This is a genomic window from Pseudomonas sp. SDO524_S393, assembly GCF_054071875.1.
This window is the reverse complement of the sequence record NZ_JBSVVZ010000013.1, coordinates 71,001-95,480: the sequence shown is the minus strand read 5'-3', so window position 1 is coordinate 95,480 and position 24,480 is coordinate 71,001. Positions and strand designations below refer to the sequence as shown.

26 protein-coding genes are annotated in these 24,480 nt (G+C 62.2%); 16 read left to right on the top strand and 10 right to left on the bottom strand.

Annotation, left to right across the window (positions count from 1 at the left end; translation table 11 throughout):
- The first annotated feature begins 68 nt into the window (after positions 1-68).
- Positions 69-647, top strand: a complete 579-nt coding sequence (locus tag ACW9IB_RS08475; RefSeq protein ID WP_457413205.1) for a hypothetical protein — start codon at positions 69-71, stop codon at positions 645-647.
- A gap of 156 nt (positions 648-803) precedes the next feature.
- Entirely contained in the window at positions 804-1,547 is a 744-nt protein-coding gene (locus ACW9IB_RS08470) for an SDR family NAD(P)-dependent oxidoreductase (RefSeq protein WP_457413203.1), read from the top strand.
- On the opposite strand, the gene ACW9IB_RS08465 is transcribed toward ACW9IB_RS08470, so the two are convergent.
- Positions 1,532-1,933 (bottom strand): winged helix-turn-helix transcriptional regulator, encoded by a 402-nt coding sequence (locus ACW9IB_RS08465; protein WP_457363941.1) that lies wholly within the window; start codon positions 1,931-1,933, stop codon positions 1,532-1,534. The genes ACW9IB_RS08470 and ACW9IB_RS08465 overlap by 16 nt on opposite strands.
- A gap of 91 nt (positions 1,934-2,024) precedes the next feature.
- Here ACW9IB_RS08465 and ACW9IB_RS08460 point away from each other — a divergent pair, with 91 nt between their 5' ends.
- On the top strand, positions 2,025-2,939 hold the full coding sequence (locus ACW9IB_RS08460; protein ID WP_457413202.1) for an aromatic alcohol reductase: 915 nt from the start codon (positions 2,025-2,027) through the stop codon (positions 2,937-2,939).
- Here the strand turns inward: ACW9IB_RS08460 and ACW9IB_RS08455 are convergent.
- Positions 2,914-3,459 (bottom strand): putative natural product biosynthesis protein, encoded by a 546-nt coding sequence (locus tag ACW9IB_RS08455; RefSeq protein ID WP_457413201.1) that lies wholly within the window; start codon positions 3,457-3,459, stop codon positions 2,914-2,916. The two genes, ACW9IB_RS08460 and ACW9IB_RS08455, sit on opposite strands and share 26 nt — an antisense overlap.
- A 62-nt stretch (positions 3,460-3,521) precedes the next feature.
- Positions 3,522-3,905: a DUF2946 domain-containing protein gene (locus ACW9IB_RS08450; RefSeq protein WP_457413200.1), complete on the bottom strand. Its 384-nt coding sequence runs from the start codon at positions 3,903-3,905 to the stop codon at positions 3,522-3,524.
- A 195-nt stretch (positions 3,906-4,100) separates the two neighbouring features.
- Here ACW9IB_RS08450 and ACW9IB_RS08445 point away from each other — a divergent pair, with 195 nt between their 5' ends.
- Positions 4,101-4,706 (top strand): SCO family protein, encoded by a 606-nt coding sequence (locus ACW9IB_RS08445; RefSeq protein ID WP_457413199.1) that lies wholly within the window; start codon positions 4,101-4,103, stop codon positions 4,704-4,706.
- Positions 4,706-5,173: a copper chaperone PCu(A)C gene (locus ACW9IB_RS08440; protein WP_457363946.1), complete on the top strand. Its 468-nt coding sequence runs from the start codon at positions 4,706-4,708 to the stop codon at positions 5,171-5,173. The genes ACW9IB_RS08445 and ACW9IB_RS08440 overlap by 1 nt, the downstream gene beginning before the upstream one ends.
- A 105-nt stretch (positions 5,174-5,278) precedes the next feature.
- Here the strand turns inward: ACW9IB_RS08440 and ACW9IB_RS08435 are convergent, their stop codons facing one another.
- From ACW9IB_RS08435 to ACW9IB_RS08425, 3 genes are all read right to left on the bottom strand, one after another.
- Positions 5,279-7,408: a molybdopterin cofactor-binding domain-containing protein gene (locus ACW9IB_RS08435; RefSeq protein ID WP_457413198.1), complete on the bottom strand. Its 2,130-nt coding sequence runs from the start codon at positions 7,406-7,408 to the stop codon at positions 5,279-5,281.
- On the bottom strand, positions 7,405-7,881 hold the full coding sequence (locus ACW9IB_RS08430) for a (2Fe-2S)-binding protein (protein ID WP_457363948.1): 477 nt from the start codon (positions 7,879-7,881) through the stop codon (positions 7,405-7,407). Before ACW9IB_RS08430 ends, ACW9IB_RS08435 begins: the two co-directional genes overlap by 4 nt.
- Positions 7,882-7,984: 103 nt before the next feature.
- Positions 7,985-8,911 (bottom strand): LysR family transcriptional regulator, encoded by a 927-nt coding sequence (locus ACW9IB_RS08425; protein ID WP_457413197.1) that lies wholly within the window; start codon positions 8,909-8,911, stop codon positions 7,985-7,987.
- 248 nt (positions 8,912-9,159) lie between these two features.
- Here ACW9IB_RS08425 and ACW9IB_RS08420 point away from each other — a divergent pair, with 248 nt between their 5' ends.
- Positions 9,160-10,773 (top strand): argininosuccinate lyase, encoded by a 1,614-nt coding sequence (locus ACW9IB_RS08420; RefSeq protein ID WP_457413196.1) that lies wholly within the window; start codon positions 9,160-9,162, stop codon positions 10,771-10,773.
- A gap of 200 nt (positions 10,774-10,973) precedes the next feature.
- Here the strand turns inward: ACW9IB_RS08420 and ACW9IB_RS08415 are convergent, their stop codons facing one another.
- Positions 10,974-12,191, bottom strand: coding sequence for a cation:dicarboxylate symporter family transporter (locus ACW9IB_RS08415; RefSeq protein ID WP_457413194.1), 1,218 nt, complete (start codon positions 12,189-12,191; stop codon positions 10,974-10,976).
- A gap of 117 nt (positions 12,192-12,308) precedes the next feature.
- On the opposite strand from ACW9IB_RS08415, the gene ACW9IB_RS08410 reads away from it, so the two are divergent.
- Both ACW9IB_RS08410 and ACW9IB_RS08405 read left to right on the top strand, forming a co-directional pair.
- Positions 12,309-13,232: a LysR substrate-binding domain-containing protein gene (locus ACW9IB_RS08410; RefSeq protein WP_457363952.1), complete on the top strand. Its 924-nt coding sequence runs from the start codon at positions 12,309-12,311 to the stop codon at positions 13,230-13,232.
- A gap of 234 nt (positions 13,233-13,466) precedes the next feature.
- The gene (locus tag ACW9IB_RS08405) at positions 13,467-13,802 is read left to right on the top strand and encodes a hypothetical protein (RefSeq protein ID WP_457363953.1); all 336 of its coding nucleotides are present in this window, start codon (positions 13,467-13,469) and stop codon (positions 13,800-13,802) included.
- On the opposite strand, the gene ACW9IB_RS08400 is transcribed toward ACW9IB_RS08405, so the two are convergent.
- Positions 13,792-15,405, bottom strand: coding sequence for an ATP-binding response regulator (locus tag ACW9IB_RS08400; RefSeq protein ID WP_457413193.1), 1,614 nt, complete (start codon positions 15,403-15,405; stop codon positions 13,792-13,794). The two genes, ACW9IB_RS08405 and ACW9IB_RS08400, sit on opposite strands and share 11 nt — an antisense overlap.
- A gap of 115 nt (positions 15,406-15,520) precedes the next feature.
- Between ACW9IB_RS08400 and ACW9IB_RS08395 the strand changes: the two genes are divergently transcribed.
- Positions 15,521-16,123 (top strand): LuxR C-terminal-related transcriptional regulator, encoded by a 603-nt coding sequence (locus ACW9IB_RS08395; protein WP_457363955.1) that lies wholly within the window; start codon positions 15,521-15,523, stop codon positions 16,121-16,123.
- On the opposite strand, the gene ACW9IB_RS08390 is transcribed toward ACW9IB_RS08395, so the two are convergent.
- Positions 16,120-16,557, bottom strand: a complete 438-nt coding sequence (locus ACW9IB_RS08390; protein WP_457413192.1) for a GNAT family N-acetyltransferase — start codon at positions 16,555-16,557, stop codon at positions 16,120-16,122. The two genes, ACW9IB_RS08395 and ACW9IB_RS08390, sit on opposite strands and share 4 nt — an antisense overlap.
- A gap of 139 nt (positions 16,558-16,696) precedes the next feature.
- On the opposite strand from ACW9IB_RS08390, the gene ACW9IB_RS08385 reads away from it, so the two are divergent.
- The 5 genes from ACW9IB_RS08385 (at position 16,697) to ACW9IB_RS08365 (ending at position 21,022) form a co-directional block, all read left to right on the top strand.
- Positions 16,697-18,028, top strand: coding sequence for a flavin-containing monooxygenase (locus ACW9IB_RS08385; protein ID WP_457413191.1), 1,332 nt, complete (start codon positions 16,697-16,699; stop codon positions 18,026-18,028).
- A 25-nt stretch (positions 18,029-18,053) separates the two neighbouring features.
- Positions 18,054-18,464 carry a RidA family protein gene (locus ACW9IB_RS08380; RefSeq protein ID WP_010171793.1) on the top strand — a complete coding sequence of 137 codons (411 nt, stop codon included), beginning with the start codon at positions 18,054-18,056 and terminating at the stop codon, positions 18,462-18,464.
- Positions 18,465-18,475: 11 nt separating this feature from the next.
- Positions 18,476-19,153, top strand: coding sequence for a DUF1028 domain-containing protein (locus ACW9IB_RS08375; protein WP_457413190.1), 678 nt, complete (start codon positions 18,476-18,478; stop codon positions 19,151-19,153).
- The gene (argE, locus tag ACW9IB_RS08370; protein ID WP_457413188.1) at positions 19,150-20,295 is read left to right on the top strand and encodes an acetylornithine deacetylase; all 1,146 of its coding nucleotides are present in this window, start codon (positions 19,150-19,152) and stop codon (positions 20,293-20,295) included. Before ACW9IB_RS08375 ends, argE begins: the two co-directional genes overlap by 4 nt.
- A 334-nt stretch (positions 20,296-20,629) precedes the next feature.
- Positions 20,630-21,022, top strand: coding sequence for a hypothetical protein (locus ACW9IB_RS08365; RefSeq protein ID WP_457413187.1), 393 nt, complete (start codon positions 20,630-20,632; stop codon positions 21,020-21,022).
- A gap of 41 nt (positions 21,023-21,063) precedes the next feature.
- Here ACW9IB_RS08365 and ACW9IB_RS08360 read toward each other — a convergent pair whose 3' ends face one another.
- Complete coding sequence (locus ACW9IB_RS08360) at positions 21,064-21,975, bottom strand: LysR substrate-binding domain-containing protein (RefSeq protein ID WP_457363961.1); 912 nt, start codon at positions 21,973-21,975, stop codon at positions 21,064-21,066.
- A gap of 249 nt (positions 21,976-22,224) precedes the next feature.
- Between ACW9IB_RS08360 and ACW9IB_RS08355 the strand changes: the two genes are divergently transcribed.
- Together ACW9IB_RS08355 and ACW9IB_RS08350 are read left to right on the top strand one after the other, a co-directional pair.
- Positions 22,225-23,640 (top strand): purine-cytosine permease family protein, encoded by a 1,416-nt coding sequence (locus tag ACW9IB_RS08355; RefSeq protein WP_457413186.1) that lies wholly within the window; start codon positions 22,225-22,227, stop codon positions 23,638-23,640.
- Positions 23,641-23,792: 152 nt separating this feature from the next.
- Positions 23,793-24,284, top strand: a complete 492-nt coding sequence (locus tag ACW9IB_RS08350; protein WP_457413184.1) for a GNAT family N-acetyltransferase — start codon at positions 23,793-23,795, stop codon at positions 24,282-24,284.
- The last annotated feature ends 196 nt before the right edge of the window (positions 24,285-24,480 follow it).

The following is a 24,480-nucleotide window of genomic DNA, read 5'->3' as shown; positions in this document are numbered from 1 at the left end:
TCGGATTTACCGCAACCGCTCAAGCCTCGGGAACACGTAGAAGCTCGAGTGCAGTCCGGATCGGTGAAATGCAACCCGAATCTTGCTCGATCATGCAGGCTGCACGACAACCTGAAGCGATTCAAATGACTAACCCACTGATTACTGACCTGTTTTCAGAGGCGTTCGCGTTGGTACAGCAAATGCAGGACTACTCCGGACAAGGCGTTCACTTCAGTGCTGGGGGCAGAAATGGAAGCCATCAAGACAGCCCGCAAAAAACCCATAGGGACCAAGCCATTGGCGGCCTGATACCCACTCGGCGAAGCCTGGGTCAGCCAGGCTTCGATGACTCACAGCAACAAGGGGATTGCGTCATGAAGACCTTCATTTCCCAGAGGATTCTACTGGTCATCGGCTTCTCGGCCCTGCTTGCCAACCCAGCCTTCGCCGCGTTCGGTGATGACACCACTCCATCGCCAAGCGCTCTGAACGGTAACAGCGCCGCAGGCTCCGCCCTGCCGCCTGGCACTTACCCCAGCAGCCCTGCGGACAGTGACAAAAAAGCTGAAACGTCACCTCAAGAAAAACCTTCGCCCAGTTCATCGAAGCAAAAGCCACACGACGGCAAGGCGCCCAAAAAGCAAACGCCGCGCACTGGCAGCTAAAGTGAGTCATATCGACTACATGGAGTCATTAAGACAATCAATAGAGGGTGTCTTAATGACTCCTTAAAAATTATCCAATTGATTTATATGAATTTAATAGCTGGCACATTTCCTGATGAGGTGAAGAACACCTTCAACACCCACAGAGAAATCACCATGCGCAATGAATTCAATCGTCGCCTTGCCGTTGTTACCGGAGCCAGTTCGGGGATCGGCCTGGCCGTCACTCGCGGCTTGCTGGAACAGGGCACCCAAGTGGTCGCCATGTCACGAAAGTTGGGAGAACTGGGGGCACTGGCCGAGCGCTTCGGCGAGCAATTGGTGTGGCTGGCCGGCGACGTGACCAGTGCGGCGGATCAGGCGCGCCTGGCACAGTTGACGACCGCCATCGGCCCGGTGGATTTCCTGGTGCCGAATGCCGGCATTGCCTGCCTGGCGGACGGTCTTGACCCAAGCGCATTCGAGCGTCAATGGGCGGTCAATGGCGCCGGCGCCCTCAACACCCTGGCCAGCCTGCGTGGACAGTTGGCCGCCCAGGCATCGGTGGTGTTCATCGGTACCTTCCTGGAGCAGGTCACCTTTCCCGGCCTGGCCGCCTACATTGCTTCCAAAGCCGCGTTGCGCGCCCAGATGCGCACCCTGGCGGTGGAACTGGCGCCCCATGGCATTCGCGTGAACATGGTCTCCCCGGGGCCCACCGCCACGCCGATCTGGAGCACCCTGGGGTTGACTGACGAGGCATTGGGCGGCGTGGCGAAAACCGTCAATCAGCGCTTGCTCAGCGAGCAGTTCCTTGAGCCGGAAGCCGTGGCCGACGTGATCCTGTTCCAGTTGAGCCAAGGCGCTCGCAGTGTGTATGGCCAAGACTGGGTGGTAGATGGCGGCTACACGCTGCGCTGATCGAAACGCCCCCGCGCCTCACGAAACGCTTCGCCGTTGTCCACCACCCAGGTCCACAGCGGAATCATGTGGACCAGCAACTGCTTGCCCAGGGTCGACAGCTCGTATTCGACCCTGGGTGGCACTTCCTGAAAATCATGACGCAGCACCAGCCCATCCCGCTCCAACTGACGCAGGCTGCGGGTCAACATGCGCTGCGTGACCCCTTCCATGCGCCGGCCAATCTCGGCATGCCGCAAACGACCGGACACCCCCAACGCATGCACGATACCCAATGACCAGCGGTTGCCCGCATGGGTCAGCACTTCACGCTTGAGGCCATCATCGTCGGCGCTCAGCGCGTCACACGCCGCCTGTGAGCGTCGGATGATCTCATCGTTATCCATGGTGTCCTCCCGGTATCACTGGTGTGCCTTCTTATGCAGGGCGATTAATTCTGCAAGCATGCCACGACTTTCAACACCGACGGAGAACCCCATGACAGCCTCTTCCATCCTGGTACTCGGTGCCGGCGAACTGGGCATGGCCGTGCTGCGCGAACTGGCGGCCCAGGCCACGCCGCGCCACACCCGCATTGCCGCGCTGCTGCGCCCGGCCAGCCTGCAATCGCCTGGGGCAAAGACCCTGCGCGAACTGGGTGTCGAACTGCTCGCCGGCGACTTGCAGCACGATAGCCAGAGTACCCTGGCCCAGCAGTTTTCAGCCTTTACCACCGTGATCTGTTGCACCGGTTTTGCCGCTGGACCCGGCACCCAGTGCAAGCTGGCACGTGCAGCGATCGAGGCTGGCGTACAGCGCTTCGTGCCCTGGCAGTTCGGCGTGGATTACGACGTAATCGGTCGCGGCAGCCCGCAAGACACCTTCGACGAACAGCTGGACGTGCGCGAGCTGTTGCGCAGCCAGCACGGCACCCAATGGCTGATCATTTCCACCGGGATGTTCACCAGTTTCTTGTTCGAGCCCTCGTTCGGCGTGGTCGACCTGGCGCACAACAGCGTGCACGCCTTGGGCAGCTGGGACACCGCCGTTACGGTCACCACGCCGGAAGACATCGGTCGACTGACCGCGCAGATCGTGCTGGCTGAACCGGCCATCACCAACCAGGTGGTGTACACCGCCGGCGACACCCTGACCTACGGACAACTGGCCGATACCGTGGACACAGTCCTCGGCATCACCCTCAAGCGCGCACCGTGGTCAGTCCCCTCACTGCTGGAAGCGCTGGCCCAGGACCCCGATGACAACCTGAAAAAATACCGTGCCGTGTTCGCCCAGGGCCACGGCGTAGCCTGGGACCCCGCCGTGACCTTCAACGTTCAGCACGGCGTCGCCGTGACCGATGTCGCCAGTTGGATCCGCCAGCACCTCACGGCACCGGCAACCAGCCACTGAACTCACCCCGGGCATTCAACGCGCACCAGGCGAAATCCCACTCGACGACGGGTAACGCCTGGTGCTCGGCAGCGCCCAACGCCGGCCCTTTCCAGTCGAACACCCTTGAGCCCTGCCAGGCCAGGACCACGCCCCGGTCTGCGCTCCTGTCGGTGTTGACCCAACACGCGGCGGCCGCCGCCATGAAGGCATCGATGGGCTCGTCGTCAATCCGCGCGCGATAGGAGGAGCCCAGCAGCCAGCGACAGACATTCACGTGGTAGGTCCAGTCCAGCGGCGGTCGATGGCGATAGGCCCAGGTCATGAAACTGCGGAACAGGTTCAAACCCTCGGGCGGGTCGAGTTTGAGCAGTGCCGGGCAGATATCGAACAAGGCATGCCAATACGGCAGCAGGCGTGCATCCAGGTGCACGAAGCAGCGGGAATTACTCGGGTACTCAGGCAGCACCGGCTCCGCGCGCAGACGGCGCGACGCCTTGCTGACCAGGCGGCTGGCGCCGGCAGGCAACAGGTGGTTCATGAAACGCACTCACAGTCGTGACGATAGAACGCCTCCCGATCACGGGAGACACCGGGTACACGTCAGCAAACAGGAGAGGCGCGAGGGTTGGCCGAGGGCCAGGAATAACGTGGCGGCGCCTTGTTGCGCCGCTCATGGGCCGGTCGCGGGGTTTGCCCCAGCCCAAGCAGCCAGGCAAGACCGATGAAAAACACCAGGGCAACGGTAACGGCATTGCACACCGGGCAGGCAAAGTAGTTCGAGATGTTACTGGAAGACGGGCTGCCCAACCCTTTGTCGGAAAGTGGCGCCTGACCGCCATCCAGAGAACAGAACGCTCCGCCGATGCCGTTGAGCTGCTGGCCGAGCATCTGCCCATGGCCCAAACCGCACACGAACAGGTTCATGAGCACGCAGAAGTACAGGGCCCAGGCGACCAGCGAACGGTTGGGATGGCTCATTTTCATGGCGGCGACTCTACCATCGAAGCCGCCATGGGATGAAGCGCGGCAGGCCCCTGTGGCAGAACGTCGCAGATTACGCGGGCCGGCCAGGGTTGATAGACTTGGCGCCCTCTTCGGTTCTCCTTTTCAAAGCCTGCTGTTCACTGCCCTGATGGCCAGATTCAGCGCAATGCGGGCGCTTCACAGGATGCAAAGTTGATGAGCACGTTATTCACCCGCCGCAACGTCCTGACCGGCATGGGTTTGCTGGGCCTGGGCCTGCTGGCCGGTTGTGACAACAGCCCCAGGTTGAACTTCAAGTACGGCAAGGACCTGAGCGACAAGATCATGGGCCGTACCTTCAAGCTCAAGAACACCGAGGGCGACACCGTCACCCTCAGCTCCTACCGTGGCCTGATGCCGGTGGTGTTCTTCGGTTTCACCCAATGCCCGGCGGTCTGCCCGACCACGCTGGCCCGTGCCGCCCAGGCCAAGAAGCTGATGGGCCGCGACGGCGAGATCATGCAGGTGATCTTCATCACCCTCGACCCCGAGCGCGACACCCCGGAAATCCTCGACAAGTACGTCAAGGCGTTCGACCCCAGCTTCGAAGCGCTCTACGGCACCCCGGAAGAAATCGCCGTGGCTGCCAAGGAGTTCGGGATCTTCTATGAAAAAATCCCGGCCGGTGACACCTACACCCTGTCCCACACGGCCACCAGTTTCGTTTTCGACACCCGCGGCAACCTGCGCCTGGGCCTGCCGGCTTCACTCAACGCCAAAGAGTGCGCAGAAGACCTGCTCACCGTCATGGAGGTCTGCTGATGACTGCCTTTCAATCTTTCAAGCGCCTGGCTTTGGGCCTGACCCTGCTGGGCCTCGCGGCGCACGCCAGCGCCCAGGTGCAAGTGACCGACGCCTGGGTGCGCGCCACCGTGCCGGGCCAGCCGTCCAGCGGCGCGTTCATGACCGTCACCGCCGACAGCGACAGCAAACTGCTGAGCGTGGCCACTCCTGTGGCCAAGGACGTGCAGATCCATGAAATGAGCATGAAAGACGACGTGATGCACATGGGCCCGGTGGACTCGGTAGCCCTGCCTGCCGGCAAGGCCGTCACCCTCGACCCGGATGGCTACCACGTGATGCTGATGGGCCTGACCGGCCAGATCAAGGAAGGCGACCAGGTGCCCCTGACCCTGACCGTGGAAAACGCCAAGGGCGAGAAGCAATCGATCGAAGTGAACGCCCCTGCCCGTGGCCTGGACGGGATGGACCATAGCAAGATGCATTGAGCCGAATAGGGGCAGCTGGCTTTTGTAGTGAGCAGGCTTGTCGAATCGTCGCACCGCCTGCGCCGGGGCGCGCAGCGGCCCTGTACACCAACGAACCTATCCAGCTCACAGCACAACCGGCAACCGGCGCACGCGCTTGCCCGTCGCAGCAAACACCGCGTTCACCACCGCCGGGCCAATCATCACCGTCGACACTTCACCAATCCCGCCCGGGGTCTCTTCGCTGTCGAGCACATGGGTTTCGATCCGCGGCGCCTCGTTCATGCGCAGCATGCGGTAGGTATCGAAATTGGCCTGTTCGACCCGCCCATCCTTGAAGGTGATGTTGCCGAACAACGTTGCCGTAAGCCCGAAGATCGCCCCGCCCTGCATTTGCGCCACCACGCTGTCGGGCACGATGGCGCGACCGCAATCCACCACGCAGGTGAGTGTGTGGACACGCACCTGGCCGGCAGGATCGACGCTGACTTCAGCCACTTGCGCGGCATAGGTGCCAAAACAGAAGGTGAGTGCCACGCCACGCCCGCGTCCGGCCTCCAGCGGCGTGCCCCAGCCCGAGCGTTGTCGCAGCGCTTCAAGCACACGGCGGGCACGGGGATGTTTGTCCAGCAGGGCCAGTCGATAGGCAATCGGGTCCTGACCGGCATCGACCGCGAGTTCGTCGATAAAACCTTCGACCATGAACACATTCTGCGTATGCCCCACCCCGCGCCAGAAACCGGTAGTGATACCGGCTGGCGGCTCATGGCGCACATAACTCACGCCGATATTGGCGAAATCATAAGGGCCACTGGGGTCGCGGGTTGCGTCGCCGTCGATGCCGTTGGCGAAGCGCTCCGGCAGCCAGCGCGCGAGGATCGATGAACCAGTGACTTTGTGGGTCCACACCGTGGGTTTGCCCGTGGCATCCAGGCCGGCGCTGAGGTGGTTGAAATGGTAAGGACGAAGGGTGCTGTGACGGGTGTCTTCTTCCCGCGACCAGATGACTTTGAGCGGAAATGCCACCTGCTTCGCCAGCGCCACCGCGTGGGCCACGAAGTCCACGTCCAGACGCCGGCCAAAACCACCCCCCAACAGATGGTTGTGCACTTGCACCTGGTGCTCGGCGAGCCCGGTCAATTGCATCGCCACAGCCTGCGCCCGCGCAGGCACCTGTGTGCCCAGCCACAAATCACAGCCATCGGCGCGGACGTGCACCGTGCAATTCATCGGTTCCATGCAGGCATGCGCGAGGAACGGTACTTCATACACCGCCGTCAGGGTCTTGCTGGCGGCAGACAGGGCCTGCCCGACATCGCCCACGGTCTTGACCATCGCTCCCGGTGCCTGGGACGCCTGTTCGATATCGGCCAGCATCTGCGCGGTGGAATACTGGCCGTTGGCACCGTCATTCCACTGCACCCCCAATAGCGCCAGAGCCTTGCGGGCGGCGCCCATATGCTCCGCCACCACCGCCACGGCGTTATCGGTACGCAACACCTGCACCACACCTTTTACCGTCCGCGCGGCGCGGTCATCGACACTGGCCAGGGTGCCGCCGATGACCGGGCAGATCATGATCGCGGCCACCTTGAAACCCTCCGGTCGCGCGTCGATACCATAACGGGCGGTGCCGTTGACCTTGCTCGCCGAATCGGTGCGCTGCCGGGTCAGGCCGATCAACTGAAAGTGTTCGGCGCCCTTGAGCTCAACCTTGTCCGGCACTGGCAACGTGGCGGCCTTTTCCACCAGCTCGCCATACGCCAGTTGGCGCTGGCTCGGCGTGTGGTACACCACGCCGTCGCGGGCGGCGCAACTGCTGGGTGCGACATTCCAGAGCACAGCGGCAGCCTGCAGCAACAAGGTGCGCGCCGTGGCACCGGCCTGGCGCAACGGCGCCCAGGCGCTGCGAATCGAGGTCGAGCCACCCGTCACCTGAAAGCCCAACAGCGGGTTGGCATAGCGTTTGTTGTCGGCGGGCGCATGCTCGATTGTCACTTGGTCGAGGCGCACTGCGAGTTCTTCGGCGATCAACACCGGGATCGAGGTGTAGGTGCCCTGCCCCATTTCTACTTGGGCGATGGTAAACGTCACCCGGCCGTCGCGGTCGATGCGGATAAACGCATTCGGCACGAACGATGCCGGTTCATCCGCCAGCGCCTGGCCCAGGGGCAAGTTCAGGCTGAGCAGCAAACCACCGCCACTGGCCGCGCTGACCTTTAGGAAACCGCGACGGCTGAGCAGCGCGGCGTTCATGCGCCCACCTTGACGAATTCGGCGCCCGCCGCCTGCCGGATCGCGGCATGAATGCGCACATAGGTACCACAGCGGCAGATGTTGCCGGCCATGGCATTGTCGATATCGCTGTCACTCGGGTTGGGGTTGCTGGCCAGCAGCGCCGAGGCCGACATGATTTGCCCGGACTGGCAGTAACCGCACTGCACCACCTCGAGCGCGCGCCAGGCTTCCTGGATCTTGTGACCGGCGGGCGTGTCGCCAATCGCTTCGATGGTGGTGATTTGCGCACCGCTCAACGCACTCACCGGCATCACACAGGAGCGGATCGGCGTGCCGTTCATGTGAACGGTACATGCGCCACACAGCGCCATGCCGCAGCCGAACTTGGTACCGGTCATGCCCAGTACATCGCGCAACACCCAAAGCAGGGGCGTGTCGTCGTCGACGTCCACGGTGTGTGTGGTTCCGTTGATGTTCAGCGTCTGGGCCATGGTGCGACTCCTGGAGATAGGCAACCCATCTTAGGATGCCAGCCAGTCCCCATAGAACGCTGTCGGGCTTCATACGCTTTGAAGCGTCTCTAACAAATGCAGCCTAAAGCATCTTCAACGGCTGCGGCGCCGCCACACCACGGGGCGGTTCGCGCAGGAAGTCGATCAGCGCCCGCAGCTTGCGGCTGACCCGCCGGCGATCGGAGTAATACAGGGTGAAGCCCGGCAGCGCGGGGCACCAGTCTTCGAACAGGCTGACCAGCTCACCGCGCTGGATAAACGCATCGATATGGCCGCTGATCATATAGCCGATCCCCAGGCCGTCCAGGGCACTTTGCACCAGCGCCGAGGAGTCGTTGACGATCATCCGCCCACGCACCGGCAGCAGCAATGATTCCTGGCCCTTGACCAGGTCCCAGCGCTCGACCACGCCGCTGGACGCCCGGAAGGTGATGCAGTTGTGGTTGAGCAATTCGCTGGGATGCTGCGGTGTTCCGTGCCGCGCCAGGTACGCCGGCGACGCGATCACGCGCATACGCAGCGCGGCACCGACCTTGACCGCGACCATGTCCTGCTCGACGAAATCACCGAAGCGAATGCCCGCGTCATAACCCAGGCGCACGATGTCCACCAGGGCGTTTTCCATGGTCAGTTCGAGGTCGATCTGCGGGTGGGCGTCGAGAAACGCCGACAGCAGCGGTTGCAGCACCGTCATATAAGCTGCCCGCGGCACGTTCAGGCGCAGCAGGCCGGACGGCGCGCCGACACTATCGCCCACTTCCATGGCGGCGGCGGTCAGGGCCGTGACCGCCGGTTGCACTTTGGCCAGGAAACCCAACCCCGCCTCCGTGAGGCTGACGCTGCGGGTGGTGCGGTTGAACAATGCCACCCCCAGCCGCCGCTCCAGGTTGCGAATCACCTGGCTGACGGCCGACGGCGATACCCCTAGACGCACGGCCGCTGCCGAGAAGCTGGCATGTTCGGCGACACAGACGAACGTAACCAGCCCGTCGAGTTGATCCTGGCGCATGAATTGTTCCGCAGAAAACGAACAGTAAAGCACATGCATTATGAAGATGGACTTCAAGACCTTATCAGCATTTCAGGGCTAGTCTGTGCAACCAAAACCTGTATTCATACATAAAAGATCTGCGATCAACACTTACTATATATTTTCAATCTGCAAATAGACTCGATAGCCTGATCCTGTCGCTCGCGCCTCCCTGTCGCCTACGGCCCCACAACTCCAAAAATAAGTATCAGACAACGGGTATCACTGTGAACACATCCCCTCGTGCCCTGAAAAGCCTGCTTCATCTCGCCATCGCTTTCGCCCTGTTCAACAGCCACAACGCCTATGCCGCCAACACCGGCGAGCTGCCCTGCACCACCACCGAACAATGCGCGGCCCAGGCGGCAAAAGTGGGCGCCACACCCGACAGCTCACAAACCGCGCACAAGGCCAAGGGCGACCCGACCCAGACCCAATTCGCCTGGCTCAACCGTATCAACAAAGCCTCGCTGGTGATGCTGACCGAAGAAGGTATCGTGGCGCCCGCCATGGGCCAGAAGATCGCCGGCGGCGTGCGTTATGCCATCGCCCAGGCCGACCAGCCCGGCGGCACGCGCCCCAGCGATGTGTTGCAGCTGGAAAAAATCATGACCGACAAGATCGGTCCGGAAGCCTCCTTGATCCACTCCGGCCGCAGCCGCCAGGACATGCTGGCGACCTACCGCCTGGCCGCGCTGCGCAACCAGGTGCTGGCCTACAGCGAGGCGCTGAACGCCACGCGCCTGCGCCTGCTGAACATCGCCGACAAAAACGTCGACACCCTGGTGCCTGCCTACACCAACGGCGTGCAGGCCATGCCCATCAGCTACGCGCATTACCTGCTGGCCTTTGAAGCCGCGTTCGACCGCGACGGCCAGCGCATCCGTGAGCTGTACACCCGCTTGAACAAGAGCCCGATGGGCACTGCTGTGCTGGCGAACTCCGCCTACCCGCTGAACCGCGAGCGTCTGGCCGAGTTGCTGGGCTTTGATGGCGTGCGCGAAAACTCCCTGGATTCGAGCCAGGTATCGACCTACGACATTCCGATCGAGGCGGCCAACCTGGCGTCATCGTCGGCGATTCGGGTCGGCGCGATGATCGGCGACATCCACACCCAGTACCACCAAATTCGCCCATGGCTGTTGCTGGATGAGGAAGCCACCTACACCAGCAGCGCGATGCCGCAAAAGCGCAATCCCGGGTTGCTGATGCGCGCCCGTGAGACCGCCTCCGACGTGGTCGGCCTGGCCCAGGCCGTGACGTTGCGCGCGCACAACGTCACCACCGGCATGACCGACTACAAGTTCGCTTTCGACTCATTGGGGGTGTTCCGTTCCACCCAGGAAATGTTCGAAAGCGTGGACGCTGTGCTCGACGCGTTGCAGATCAATCCGCAACGTGCCCTGGAAGAATTGGAGTCGGAATGGACCACCTCCATGGAGCTGGCCGACACCCTGGAACGCCAGTACAAGGTGCCTTTCCGCATCGGCCACAGCTTTGCCTCGCTGATCGTGACCGAGGCCCGCAGCAACGGCACCACGCCAAAAACCTTCCCGTACGCCGATGCGCAGAAGCTGTATAGCCAGGCGGCGGACAAGTACAAGTGGACGCCCAACACCTTGCCACTGGATGAGGCCGGTTTTCGTGCGGCGCTGTCGCCGACCACCATGGTCAAGACCCGCAAGGGCACCGGCGGCCCGCAACCGGAAGAGGTCAAACGTATGCTGACCGAGGCACGCAAGACACTGGAAGGCGATCAGCAGTGGTTGAAGGAGCGGCGTGAAAAGCTCAAGGGCGCTGAAGAGAATCTCGACAAGGCGTTCGACAAGCTCAAGGGCTGAAGCACGACCAGCCATCCGGGAGAGCGGTTTATGCCGGGCTGGGTGGGGCCGCTGCGCAGCCCAGCGCGGGACAAGCCCGCTCACTACAAAAGCCCGGCGAATCCATTGGTTTCAACACATAACCACTGTGGTGAGCAGGCTTGTCGAATCGTCGCACCGCCTGCGCTGGGGCGCGAAGCGCCCCCACCTCTCCTGCTGAGTCAGGTCGGCATCTCCCGTTGCAGCACCTCGCGATCGATCGACTTCTGCCACCCGCAAATCGCCAGGCACGCCACACAATTGCCCAGCACATTGGTCAGCGAGCGGCACTTCATCAGGCGCTCCACTCCCAACAGCAGCCCTACACCTTCCAGCGGCACCAGTTGCAGGATGTTCAGGGTCGCGATCAATGTGAACAGCGCCGAGCCCGCCACACTGGTGGAGCCCAACGACGTGAACAGGCAAATCACCAGCACCGCCAGCAACTCCGCAACGCCCATCTGCACACCACCCATATGGGCCAGAAACATGATGGCGGTGGTCAGATACAGGTTGGTACCGGCCAGGTTGAAGGTATAACCGGTGGTCAATACCAGCCGCACCAACTGTCGATCACAACCCAGTGTTTCAAGTTTATTGATACACCCGGGAATTGCCGCCACCGACGCGCCGGTAAACATCACCAACAACAACTCTTCCTTCAAATAAACAATCAGGCGAGATAACCGCACGCCGACCATTCGCGTCACAGCAACCAACACCACCGCCACAAACAGGATGCTGACCAGATAGATAACCACCACAAACTTCAACAACGGCACCACCGAACTTACGCCGTATTTACCCACCACAAAGGCCATCGCACCAAATGCCGCCAGAGGTGCAAATTTCAAGATGATCCGCAATACATAAAACAACCCTTCGACACCGGTTTCCAACCACCCCAGGCAACGGTTGCCCAGCGTGCTGCCACGCCCCATCCACAGGCCGCAGATGACCGCAACGAACATCACCTGCAGGACCAGGCTCTGGGTAAATACGCGATAAAGGGTCGAGGATGCCGACAGCAGCGAAAGTTCGTGCAGAAAGCTTTCCGGCAGAGGGGGCGTCGCCAGCAGTGGCAAGCCGGTGTGATCGAGATTGAACGCCCACCCCGTGGCCATGCCCAGCAGCAACGCGGCCATCGACATCAGTTGGAAATACAGGATGATGCGCCGCACCACATGCCGGTGATGGGGTTCACGCTTGATACCCGCCACCCCGGTGGATACCAGCACAAACAACAAAAACGGCATCAATAAACCGACCAACTTGATAAAACCGTCACTGAGCACTTTCATCTCGACGGCCACGTTCGGATACACCAGGCCCAACATCATGCCCACGGCAATGGCAATCAGAATAGGCAGGGTTCCGTTCTTGGCACGGGGGGTCGGCATCCGCTCTCCATGGTCTTTTGGCTATTGTTATTGTCGTTGTTCGCCGCGTTCGGCATATTGGGCGCCATGGTCGCCCCAGGCGGCAAATAGTAAAGTCTTGCCACGGGATATACCACCATGGAACTTCGCCATTTACGCTATTTCATCATGGTGGCCGAAGAGCGACACTTCACCCGTGCCGCCGCTCGCCTCAACATGCAACAACCGCCTCTCAGCCAGCAGATTCGAGCCCTGGAGCAGGAGTTGGGCTTCGATCTGTTCAAGCGCCACCCCAAGGGCGTTGACCTGACCGCGGGCGGCCTGGTGTTCCTCGATGAAGCGCGGTTCATCCTCGCCCGCGTCGACCAGGGCGCACTCAAGGCATCCCGCGCCGCACAAGGCATCGAAGGCACGCTGGTGATCGGGTTCACCAGCTCGGCCGCCGCACATCCGCTGATCCCGCGCATCATCCGCGCCTACCGCGAACGCTACCCCGGTGTGGAATTGTCGATCAATGAAGGCAGCGCCCGGGAAGTGACTGAAGACAGCATCGAAAAACGCATCGACATCGGCATCCTGCGGGCCCCGGTCAGCACCCATCAAAGCCTGACTTTCCACCGCCTGCTCAACGAAGAAATGCTGCTGACCCTGCCCACCGGCCATCCCTTGCTGGACAACGCCGGCGGCGCCATCCCCCTCACCGCCCTGCGCGACGAACGCTTTATCCTGGTCCGCCGCCCGGGCGCGCCCGGCATGTACGCCAACCTGATCAAAGCCTGCCAGAACGCCGGGTTCGAACCGAAGATCGCCTTCGAAGTGGAACGCATGCTGACCAACGTCAGCCTGGTGGCCGCCGGTGAAGGCATCTCCGTGGTACCCGCCTCGATGCGCGACGTGCACCGCGAAAGCGTGGTCTATTGCCGAATCAGCGCAGCCAGGCCCAAGTTGCTGGCGCCAATCACCCTGGTGCGGCGCACCTTCAACCCCTCGGCGCCGTTGCAGAACTTTATCGGGCTGGCGCGAGAGTTGGCGGGGGTGTATCGCAAAGGTTCTGCGGCCTGAAATCAGGTGTTTGCGTTAAGCCGACCGGGGCGGACCCGCTCACAAAAAATGATGCTCTGCTGAACACATCTCCATGACCTCACTCTGCCATTAGCACACTTGTGCTAATCGACCCCCACCCCCTGCGGCGCTATATTCCCCGGCACTTCCAACGCTCCTCTGGCACCGCGCTTTCATTGCGCGCGGGCGCGCTGTGCATTGGAAAAACCCAAACAACACCAAGGAAGAAGCACCATGAAACTGCACTCCCCCGTTACCCGCCTTACCCTGTTGGGCGCCTTGATCATCGGCGTGGCCGGCTGCAGCAATATCAAGCCCACCGAAGACCATCTCAAGACGCTGTCGGAAACCAACCTGGGTGAGCCGGTCAAGCGCATCTCCAATGTGCGCAGCGACTCCATGACCACTTATTACGTGGCCAGCGCAGCGTCCGGCGAATACAACTGCTCGGTACCCAGCGGTGCCAGCGGCGGTGCCTTTGCGGTGGCCAGTTTCGGCTTGATGAAACCTGCCGCCTACTGCCAACCCAAAGGTGCACGCGGCAATGGGCTGACGCCGTTCAACCAGTAACCTTCGCCAGGCTGAGGTCCCGCAGGGTGCCGCGCAGTTCGGCGGGGCGCACCGGTTTGGAGAGGATGGCGATCTGACGGTCGTGCAAGGCGGCCTGGATTTTTTCCACGTCGTGCCCGGTAAGGATCAGCGCCGGCACCGCCCAGCCACGTTGGGCCCGCAGGGCATCGATGCATTCGATGCCGGTGGCATGGTTGCCCAGGTCGTAGTCGGCAACGATGATGTCGCAGTCGCTGACCAGCCCCTGCCCTGACGACTCGGCCTGCACGACGCACCCCCAGCGCTCCAGCAGCGCCTGGGTGGCGAGCAGCACGTTGTGGTCATCTTCCACCAGACACACCTTCAAGCCCGTGAGCAGGCCGGCCTGGCGCGCATCGTCGCGCGGTGCCGGCTGACGCGGTGCCGCTGCCAGGGCCAGCCCCAGCAGGCTGACGGACGTGCCATGGCCCACCCGCGAACGCAGGCTCACCTGCATTCCCATCAGTTGGCCCAGACGCTTGACGATGGACAATCCCAGGCCCACGCCTTCGACGTCCTTGTCCCGCAACTGGCGCACGCGATAGAACTCTTCGAAGACCTTTGACAGATGCTCCTCGGCAATTCCCCGCCCCCGGTCATGGATCTCCACCGCCAGGGCGTCGTCACGCAAGCGCACGCCAATCAGCACCGGGCGCTGCGCCCCATATTTGAAGCAATTGGAGAGTACGTTCTGCACCATGGTCGCCAGCAGCGCCGGGTCGACCAAGACCCAATGGGTGCAGGGCCGCAGGCGCAACTCCACCCCGGCCCAGCGCGCGGCTTCGGCGTTCTGGCGCACCAGGTCGGCGAGAAACTCGCCCAGGTGCACGGCGCGGTATTTGGGCAGCAGGCGGCCATTGTCGAGGGTGTACAGGTCGAGAATCGAACGGAACAGCTGCGACACGTTCAGCAGCGAGCGGTCAATGTTGTCCACCAGGCGCCGCTCTTCATCCCCCAGCCGGGACTCGCGCAGGCAAGCGGTGAACAAACCAATGGAGTGGATCGGCTGACGCAGGTCATGGCTGGCCTGGGCCAGGAAGCGGGATTTTTCCAGGTTGGCGGCGATGGCCTCTTCGGAGGCCTTGCGCGTGCGCTCCAGCAGGATATGCGCGTACACCGGAATCACCGTGCTGGTGATCATCAGCATCAGCACCATGAACGGCTGGGCCTGCCACACCGGCGTGATGCGATAAACCACCAGCAGCGCCAGCAACGCCAGCGCGGTGGCAATCGCCAGGTAGCGCGAGCCATAGCGCATGCCGTTGCCCAGGTTGACCCACACCATCACCGCATACAGCGGCAATGCCGCCTCGCCGCCCACCACCAGGCCGAACGAGGTGCCGGTGTAGTCGTGGACCATGCCGAAGATCCGCCGCGCGGGGTAATGCCCGGGCCAGCGGGCGATCACCTGACGCAGCACGATGGAGGCCAGCAGGAACAACAGAATGTAGAGCAGCACCGGCAGATAGGTGTCGAACGACTGGCCCGGCAGGCAGCCGAGTACGCCGATGTAGACGAACGCAATCACCGCCACCACGATGCGCAGGTTGGCCTGATCAAGCTCGGAGTTGGTCTCAAGTGCCATGGGTTACGTCCTTGTGCGGCATTCGTCATATCCGTCACGTCCTCCACGTGGGCTGCGGACGGGGTGGTAAGGTAGCATGCCAGCGAACCACCCTGCCCCAGGAAGGAGCCCCCCCATGACCGGCCGCATCATCATCGCCGACGACCACCCGATGTTTCGCGAAGGCATGCTGCGCACCGTGCAGCGTCTGCTGCCCGAGGCCGTGGTGCAGGAGGCCGGCGACCTGGACAAGGTGCACGCGCTGATCCGCGAGGCCGACGAAGTCGACACCCTGATCCTCGACCTGCGCTTTCCCGGCCTGACCTGCCTGAGCCAACTGGCCGAACTGCGCCAGCAACTGCGGCGCACCACGCTGATCGTCGTGTCGATGGTGGATGACCCGGCGCTGATCGATCAGGTGATGGCCCTGGGCGCAGACGGTTTTATCGGCAAGAACATCGCCCCCGACGAAATCGGCCAGGCGCTACTGGCGATTCGTGACGGCGAAGTGCTGGTCAAGTTCGAACCCTCGGGGCTGTTGCCGCTGGACACCCATACCCTCACCGCCCGCCAGCAGGACGTGCTGCGCCTGATCGCCCAGGGCAAGACCAACAAGGAAATCGCCAAGGCCCTGGATATTTCGCCGTTCACCGTGCGCATCCATGTGTCATCACTGCTGCGCACCCTGGATGTGCCCTCGCGCGCAGCGGCAGCAGTGAAGTACTCCGGCGAGTTCTAGGCGTTTTCATTGCCGGGGCGGGTGAAGGAATAGCGGTCGATGTCGGTGCGCAGGTTCCAGCCCTGGCCTTTCCAGTAAGCGGCGGCGCTGGTGTTGGTCTTGAACACATCCAGGTGACATTTGTGAATGCCCAGGCGCTCCAGCTCATCCAGGCAACGTTGCGTCAGCGCCTGCCCAATGCCCTGCCGACGAAAATCGGGCAGCACCAGCAGGTGTTGCAGGTACCCGCGCCGGCCATCGTGACCGCACATGACGCAGCCGATCAACTGGCTGGCGTCGGCCTCGGCGACAAAACTCAAGTCGGGGTTGCGCGCCAGGTAACGCTCGGTGGCATCGCGGGAATCGGCGTCGCGCAGCGAAATGCCGGGAGTGTTCTGCATGAGGGATATCACTGCGTCGTAGTCGGCTGGCGTCATCACGCGAATCTTGAACATGGGCTTGGCCTGGCATTGAGGGCCTGGCAGGTTGGCATACTTTTGTGACGCTGCGCAGCGCTCTGCATCCGATATTTATGCTCACTTCCCAGCTTAATAATATTTTATTTATAACCCCCCTCCCCCTAGCCTTGAGGTCATGCCAACGCTGCATCCAACTGCATTACGCAAGGACAGAGACATGACTGAAGCAATAACAAAAACAGACACGCTGGTGGTCGGCGCCGGCCAAGCTGGCGTGGCCATGAGCGAGCACTTGAGCAAGCAAGGCGTGCCGCACCTGGTGCTGGAACGCAGCCGTATCGCCGAGCGCTGGCGCACCGGGCGCTGGGATTCGCTGGTGGCCAACGGGCCGGCCTGGCATGACCGTTTTCCCGGCCTGGAATTCGATGACGTCGCCGCCGATGGCTTCGCGCCCAAAGAGCGGGTAGCGGCTTACTTCGAAGCCTATGCACGCAAGTTCAATGCACCGATCCGCACCGGTGTGGACGTCACCTCCGTGGTACGTAACGTGGGCCGCCCGGGCTTTACCGTGCACACCAGCGACGGCGTGATCGAAGCCAATCGCGTAGTGGCTGCGACCGGTCCGTTCCAGAAGCCCGTGATCCCGCCCATCGCACCCACTGGCAGCGCATTGCATCAGATCCATTCCGCCGATTACCGCAACCCCGCACAACTGCCAGCCGGTGCCGTGCTGGTGGTGGGCGCCGGTTCGTCCGGGGTGCAGATTGCCGATGAACTGCAACGCTCCGGTCGCCAGGTGTACCTCTCGGTCGGCGCCCACGACCGCCCGCCCCGCGCCTACCGCCACCGCGATTTCTGCTGGTGGCTCGGTGTGCTGGGCGAGTGGGACCAGGCGGCAATGAAGCCAGGGCGCGAGCACGTGACCATTGCCGTGAGCGGCGCCCATGGCGGCAAGACCATCGACTTCCGTGAGCTGGCCCAGCAGGGTATGACCCTGGTCGGGCTGACCCAATCCTTCGACGGCAGCGTCGCCCGCTTCCAGCCGAACCTGGTGGAAAACCTCCAGCGTGGCGATGAAAACTACCTCGCCTTGCTGGACGCCGCCGATGCCTATATCGAGCGCAATGGCCTGGACCTGCCGCTGGAGCCCGAGGCCCGCCGCGTGTTCCCTGACGCCGAGTGCATCAAACAGCCGATCCTGGAACTGGACCTGGCCAAGGCCGGCGTGACTTCGATCATCTGGGCCACCGGGTTCGCCGTGGACTACAGCTGGCTCAAGGTCGATGCGTTCGATGCCGCCGGCAAGCCTGCACACCAACGCGGCGTCTCCACCGAGGCCGGGATCTACTTCCTCGGTCTGCCGTGGCAGTCGCGCCGGGGCTCATCGTTTATCTGGGGGGTGTGGCACGACGCCAAATACGTTGCCGACCACATCGCCATCCAGCGCCAATACCTTGAATACCGTGAAGCCGCCCCGGTGGCTCGTCCAACCCCTGTCAGCGCCTGACCCCCTATTTGCCGGAGTTTTTCTGATGCCTACTCACACTCGCATCCGCATGTTCAACACCAAGGAAACCTACCCCAACCAAAGCCTGGACAACGACCTGTGCCAGGCCGTGCGTGCCGGCAACACCGTGTATGTACGCGGCCAGGTGGGTACCGACTTTGACGGTAACCTGGTGGGCCTGGGCGATCCCCGCGCCCAGGCCGAACAAGCCATGCGCAACGTCAAGCAACTGCTGGAAGAGGCCGGCAGCGACCTGAGCCACATCGTCAAGACCACCACCTACCTGATCGACCCGCGCTACCGCGAGCCGGTCTACCAGGAAGTCGGCAAATGGCTCAAAGGCGTGTTCCCGATCTCTACCGGGCTGGTGGTGTCGGCTCTTGGCCAGCCACAATGGCTGATGGAAATCGATGTGATCGCGGTGATCCCGGAGTAAGGAGGCAACCCATGACCTTTTCAATCGTTGCCCGTTGTGCCGAGACCGGCCAGATGGGCATCGCCATCAGCTCCTCCAGCATTGCCGTGGGCGCCCGTTGCCCATGGCTGCGCCCGGGCGTGGGCGCGGTGTCGACGCAGAACATCACCCTGCCGGCCCTGGGCCCGGATGTGCTCGACTTGCTGGAACAGGGCCTGGCTCCGGCCGAGGCCATCGACACCGCCCTGACACGCAATGGTTACAGCCAGTACCGGCAACTGACCGCGATTGACCACTTGGGCCGTGCCGTGCATTTCAGTGGCAGCGAGACCCTGGGCACCCACCACGCCGTGGCCGGCGAACAGTGCGTGGCGGCGGGCAACATGCTCGCCGACCGCGGGGTGATCGATGCCATGGTCAAGGCGTTCGAACACGGCGAAGGCCAGTTGGCCGACCGCCTGCTGGCGGCCATGCACGCGGCCATCGCCGCTGGTGGCGAAGCCGGCCCGGTGCATTCCGCCGCACTGGTGGTGGTCGGTGAGCTGACCTGGCCGATCATCAACCTGCGCGTGGATTGGGCCGACGAGCAACCGATCCGCGAGCTGCAAACCCTGTGGGATGCCTATCGTCCACAAGTGCAGGACTACGTCGACCGCGCCCTCGCTCCCGATCGCGCGCCAGGCTACGGCGTGGCGGGAGACGACCGATGAGCAGCAGTCGCGAACTGCTGCAAGCGCTGGTGGGATTCGATACCACCAGCCGCGAGTCCAACCTGCAACTGATCGAGTTCGTGCGCGATTACCTGGCAGGTTTCGGCGTGGCCAGCGAGCTGGTGTACAACGACGAGCGCAGCAAAGCCAACCTGTTTGCCAGCGTTGGCCCGGTGGACGTGCCGGGCATCGTGCTGTCGGGGCATACCGACGTGGTGCCGGTGGACGGTCAACCGTGGACCGTGCCGCCGTTCGAACTGACCGAGCGCGACGGCAAGCTGTTTGGCCGTGGCACGGCGGACATGAAAGGCTATATCGCCTGCGTGCTGGCGCTGGTACCGGCACTGGTCAAGGCGCAGTTGCGCACGCCGGTGCATATCGCCCTGTCCTACGACGAAGAAGTCGGCTGCCTGGGCGTGCGCTCGTTGCTCAAGGTGCTGGAACAGCGCCCCATCAAGCCGCTGCTGTGCATCATCGGCGAGCCGACCGGGCTCAAGCCGGTGCTGGGTCACAAGGGCAAACTGGCGATGCGCTGCGACGTGCATGGCGAGGCGTGCCATTCGGCGTATGCGCCTTACGGCGTGAATGCCATCGAGCACGCAGCGGACCTGATTGGCGAACTGGGCCGCATCGGACAACGCCTGCGCCAGACCCGGGACACGCGCTTCGACCCGCCGTTCAGCACCGTGCAGACGGGTGTGATCAGCGGCGGCAAGGCGTTGAACATCGTGCCGGCGGACTGCCGGTTCGACTTCGAAGTGCGCGCCTTGCCGTCCCAGGACCCGGCAGAGGTGGCAGACGAACTGAAGGCCTACGCCGAGCAACAGGTATTGCCACGCATGCAGGCGGTGAGCGCGCAGAGTGCGATTCGCTTTACCGAACTGTCGGCGTACCCCGGGCTGGTCACCGATGAGCGCAGCCAGGCGGCGGAGCTGATCGCGGCGTTTTCCGGCTCGCGGGACTTCGGCACAGTGGCGTTCGGCACCGAAGGCGGGTTGTTCGATGCCGTGGGCATCCCCACGGTGGTGTGCGGCCCCGGGAGCATGGACCAGGGGCACAAGCCGGATGAGTTTGTGAAGCTGGAACAACTCACTGGCTGCGATCAGATGTTGCGGCGCATGCTCGACTCGATCAGCGCCTGAGCCGAACACAAACCCAATGTGGGAGCGGGCTTGCTCGCTCCCACACTGGATCTCTATTGCTGGTGAGAATGCACCCGGCGCGATGCCCCGGTTGACGGAGCTTTTTCAGCCACTGCCGTCCCCTGTGGGAGCTGGCTTGCCTGCGATAGCGGTACATCAGCCAGCAGCGTTGGCGGCTGACTCTCCGCCTGGTTCGCAAGAAAGCGTTCCATTGTCGACGTGTAATGTTTCGATTCACTTCGACGCCAATCGCCAGGAACGCAGTGCACCGCTCAACCACTTATTGCCGTCCCACCCAGTGGTGGCCACATCAATCAATTCGTAGGTAGTCACGATGCAAGGCATCCAATCCCAACCGATCACCCAGAGCCCTTTAACCCTTTCAGGAGCGCCTGAGGCATTGCGTATGCATCCTGGTGCAGGCATGCCGGAGCAAACCGAAATCCGCTTCACCGTGAAGATTGAGGATTATCGCGGAGCGATGAACCTCTTCAACGATCTTGCACGGTTAAAAAATATTGTCGTCAAACAAGAATTCGATGACTTTGAAGCCGGCGACTACGGCGGTGGATTCGGTCTGTACAACACTGTCCATTTCAGTTTCAAACCTAACAATGCCGACGGGACCTTCAGCCCTGCCTTACAGATGAGGATCAGTGACTTCAATCGGGAATTCCAGGAGCGCCTGCACAACGCAGGCATCCGGAATTACGCCCCCGAGGCCTAAAGCTGAAGAGTTCCCACGCACTGCGTGGGAACTCTGGAACATCAAGCCAACAGCCTTGCCAGCTCTTCGCGGCAATAATCCACAAACAACTGCACCGGCTTGGTCAACGGCGCGCGCCGCAACCACACCGCCGACAATCCCGACCCGGTGACCGTCTCGGCCAGCGGCACACATACCACCTTCTGCCCATCGTAGGTGTATTCGGTGAACGGCTTGGTCACGAGGATGGAGAAGCCGAACCCCCGCCCTACCATCCCTCGTACCATCTCAATGGATGGCGAACTGAACACGATATTCGGCGTCAACCCGCGCTCTTCAAAGATGCTCACGAAGTAAGTGCGGCTGGGCAACACGTCGAGCAGGATCATCGGCTCCAACACCAGGTCCGCCAGCGACACTTTCGCCTGCTGCGCAAAACGGTGATCCGCCGGCAGCAGCGCATAGGGCTGCTGTGGCGGCATCAGCGGCGTGGTTTCGATGGTGCCGCCCAGGTCGTGCTCGAACAGCATCGCCACGTCGATACTGCCCGCCGTAAGCGCCTGCACCAGTTCCTGTTGCTCGCCGTCGCGAATACGGATCTCAACCCCCGGCCACAACGCCTTGAAGCCGGCGATCAGGCGCGGCAGGTACAGCGGCGCAACCGTTTCGAAGCAACCGATATCGATCTGCCCCGCCACCACATCGTTGTCCGCCAGGGCGTTCTGTTCGAATTCGTGGGCCACCCGCAGCAACTCCAGCGCCTTACGGTAGAAGCGTGCGCCGCTGGGCGTCAGCGATACGCCCTGGGCGTGATGCCGGATAAACAACTGCACGCCAAAGCTGTCTTCCAACTGCTTGATGGCCGTGGACACGGACGGTTGCGCGATATACAGCTTGCGCGACGCTTCAGCGACGCTGCCACATTCGGCGGTGGTGACAAAATATCTGAGTTGGCGCAGGTTGTAGGCAGCCATCGGGACCTCCGAAAACGTGGGATTTCGCCCCAAACAAGTGCGTGAAAAACGCCTTTTTCACGCAGATTCAAGTGCATGCAACATACCGGAGCATAATCCGTCGCGAGCTATATTTTTTAAGGTCTATAGCAACAAACTTACTAATTTACCTCCCTGCGCCCATTGCAGATGATCACTCCAACAACAAGCGCCGCGTTGGTGGCGCACAGCGAAGTACGTCAACGTACTCACCTTGCCTTGGAGCTCGTCATGGTCACCACTGCAACATCCTCCGCCCCGCTCATCGAAAAACACACGATTGGATACGTGCCCCCCGAAGATCGCCATGGAAAGGTAAGAGACTTGTTCACCCTGTGGTTCGGCGGCAATATCGCACCGTTGCCGATCGTGACGGGCGCACTGGGTGTGCAACTGTTTCACCTGAACCTGATCTGGGGCATCGTCGCCATCCTCGTCGGCCACCTGGTCGGCGGCGTGCTGATGGCATTGCACTCGGCCCAGGGCCCGCAAATGGGTATCCCGCAGATGATCCAGAGCCGCGCGCAGTTCGGCTCCCTCGGTGCGCTGCTGGTGGTGGTGATCGCGGGTGTGATGTACGTCGGTTTCTTCGCTTCCAACATCGTGCTTGCGGGTAAATCCCTGCATGGCGTGGTCGATGTGGTGCCCGTGCCGGTGGGCATCGTCATCGGCGCCATCGGCTCGGGGATCATCGGCATCATCGGCTACCGCTTCATCCACGTACTCAACCGTATCGGCACCTGGGTGCTGGGCGCCGGCATCGTGCTGGGCTTCGGCTACATCTTCACCCACGTGCAGACCACAGACTTTCTGACCCGCGGCGAATTCAACATTTCCGGCTGGCTGGCCACCGTGTCGCTGGCCGCGCTTTGGCAGATCGCCTTCGCGCCGTACGTTTCCGACTATTCGCGCTACCTGCCGGCTGATGTGCCGGTCGCGTCGACCTTCTGGACCACCTACCTGGGCTCGGCCCTGGGTTCGAGCCTGTCGTTCATCTTCGGCGCCGTCGCCGTGCTCGCCACCCCGGTAGGCATGGACACCATGGACGCAGTCAAACTTGCGACAGGCGCCATCGGCCCGCTGATGCTGGTGCTGTTCCTGCTCAGCGTGATCAGCCATAACGCCCTCAACCTGTACGGTGCGGTGCTGTCGATCATCACCCTGGTACAGACCTTCGCCTACCGCTGGATCCCCACCGCCAAGAGCCGTGCGGTGATTTCCATCCTGGTGCTGGCGGCTTGTGCGATTGCGGCGGTGTTCGCCTCCAAGGACTTCATTGGCCATTTCGTCGACATGGTGCTGGTATTGCTGGTCGTGTTGGTGCCCTGGACCGCGATCAACCTGATCGACTTCTACGCCATTCACAAAGGCCAATACGACATTGCCTCGATCTTCCGCGTCGACGGCGGGATCTATGGCCGCTACAACCCCCAGGCGCTGCTGGCGTATGCAGTGGGCATCGTGGTGCAGATTCCGTTCATGAACACGCCGCTGTATGTAGGCCCGATTTCCGAGCACATCAACGGCGCGGATTTGTCGTGGGTGGTGGGGCTGGTGGTGACCTCGCCGTTGTACTTCTGGCTGGCGAATCGGGACAGTGCGTACAAACGCCGGATGGAGGGCGGGAAGTTGGTGAGTGGGGTTTGATCGCCTGCTGCGCCTGATAGGAGAAAACCCGCTTTGGCGGGTTTTCTGTTTTTAGCGGGCGGCTCGACGCAGCAGCCGCTAGAGAATCGTGTTGCCCGGGACTGCGGTTTCTCTATCATGTGGCCTTTCGCTCAACGCGCCAGGAACCACCCATGCCCACCCTCACCTTCCGCAACGCCCTCCCCGCCGACGCCGCGCGTTGCTTCGAGATTGAAACCACCGCCTACGAAGGCGACGAAGCCGCGACGCTGGAGAAGATCGCCACGCGCATCGCGCAGTACCCCGAGGGTTTCCTGATTCTTGAGGACGAGGGCGCGGTGGTGGGGTTCATCAACTGCGGTTGCGCCTTTGATGTCGTGATGTCGGACGAGGCGTTCAAGGAGTTGGTGGGGCATGCGCCCGAGGCTCCGAATGTGGTGATCATGTCGGTGGTGGTCGACCCCACGCAGCAGGGCAAGGGCTATTCCCGCTTGCTGATGACCGAGTTCGTGCAGCGCATGCAGGCGATGGGCAAACAGACGATTCACCTGATGTGCAAGGAACAGCATGTGCCGCTGTACACCCGCATGGGCTATGGCTATGTGCGGCCTTCGCCGTCGGAGCACGGCGGCATGGCGTGGCACGAGATGGTGATGGTGCTTTAAGTCTGTACGATGCCGGGCTCTGTTATGTATCGGGACGTTTTCAATGGAGAACCGCCGGAACGATGCTTGTATTTCAACGTGCAAAAGTCCCTGATGCAGGTCCATGTTCTGACGCGCCCCTCGAAACGACGCCTTGAAAAAGGGACACAACCTACAGACAGCCCCCTCTTGCAATGGGCGCCTGCGACCTCGGTTT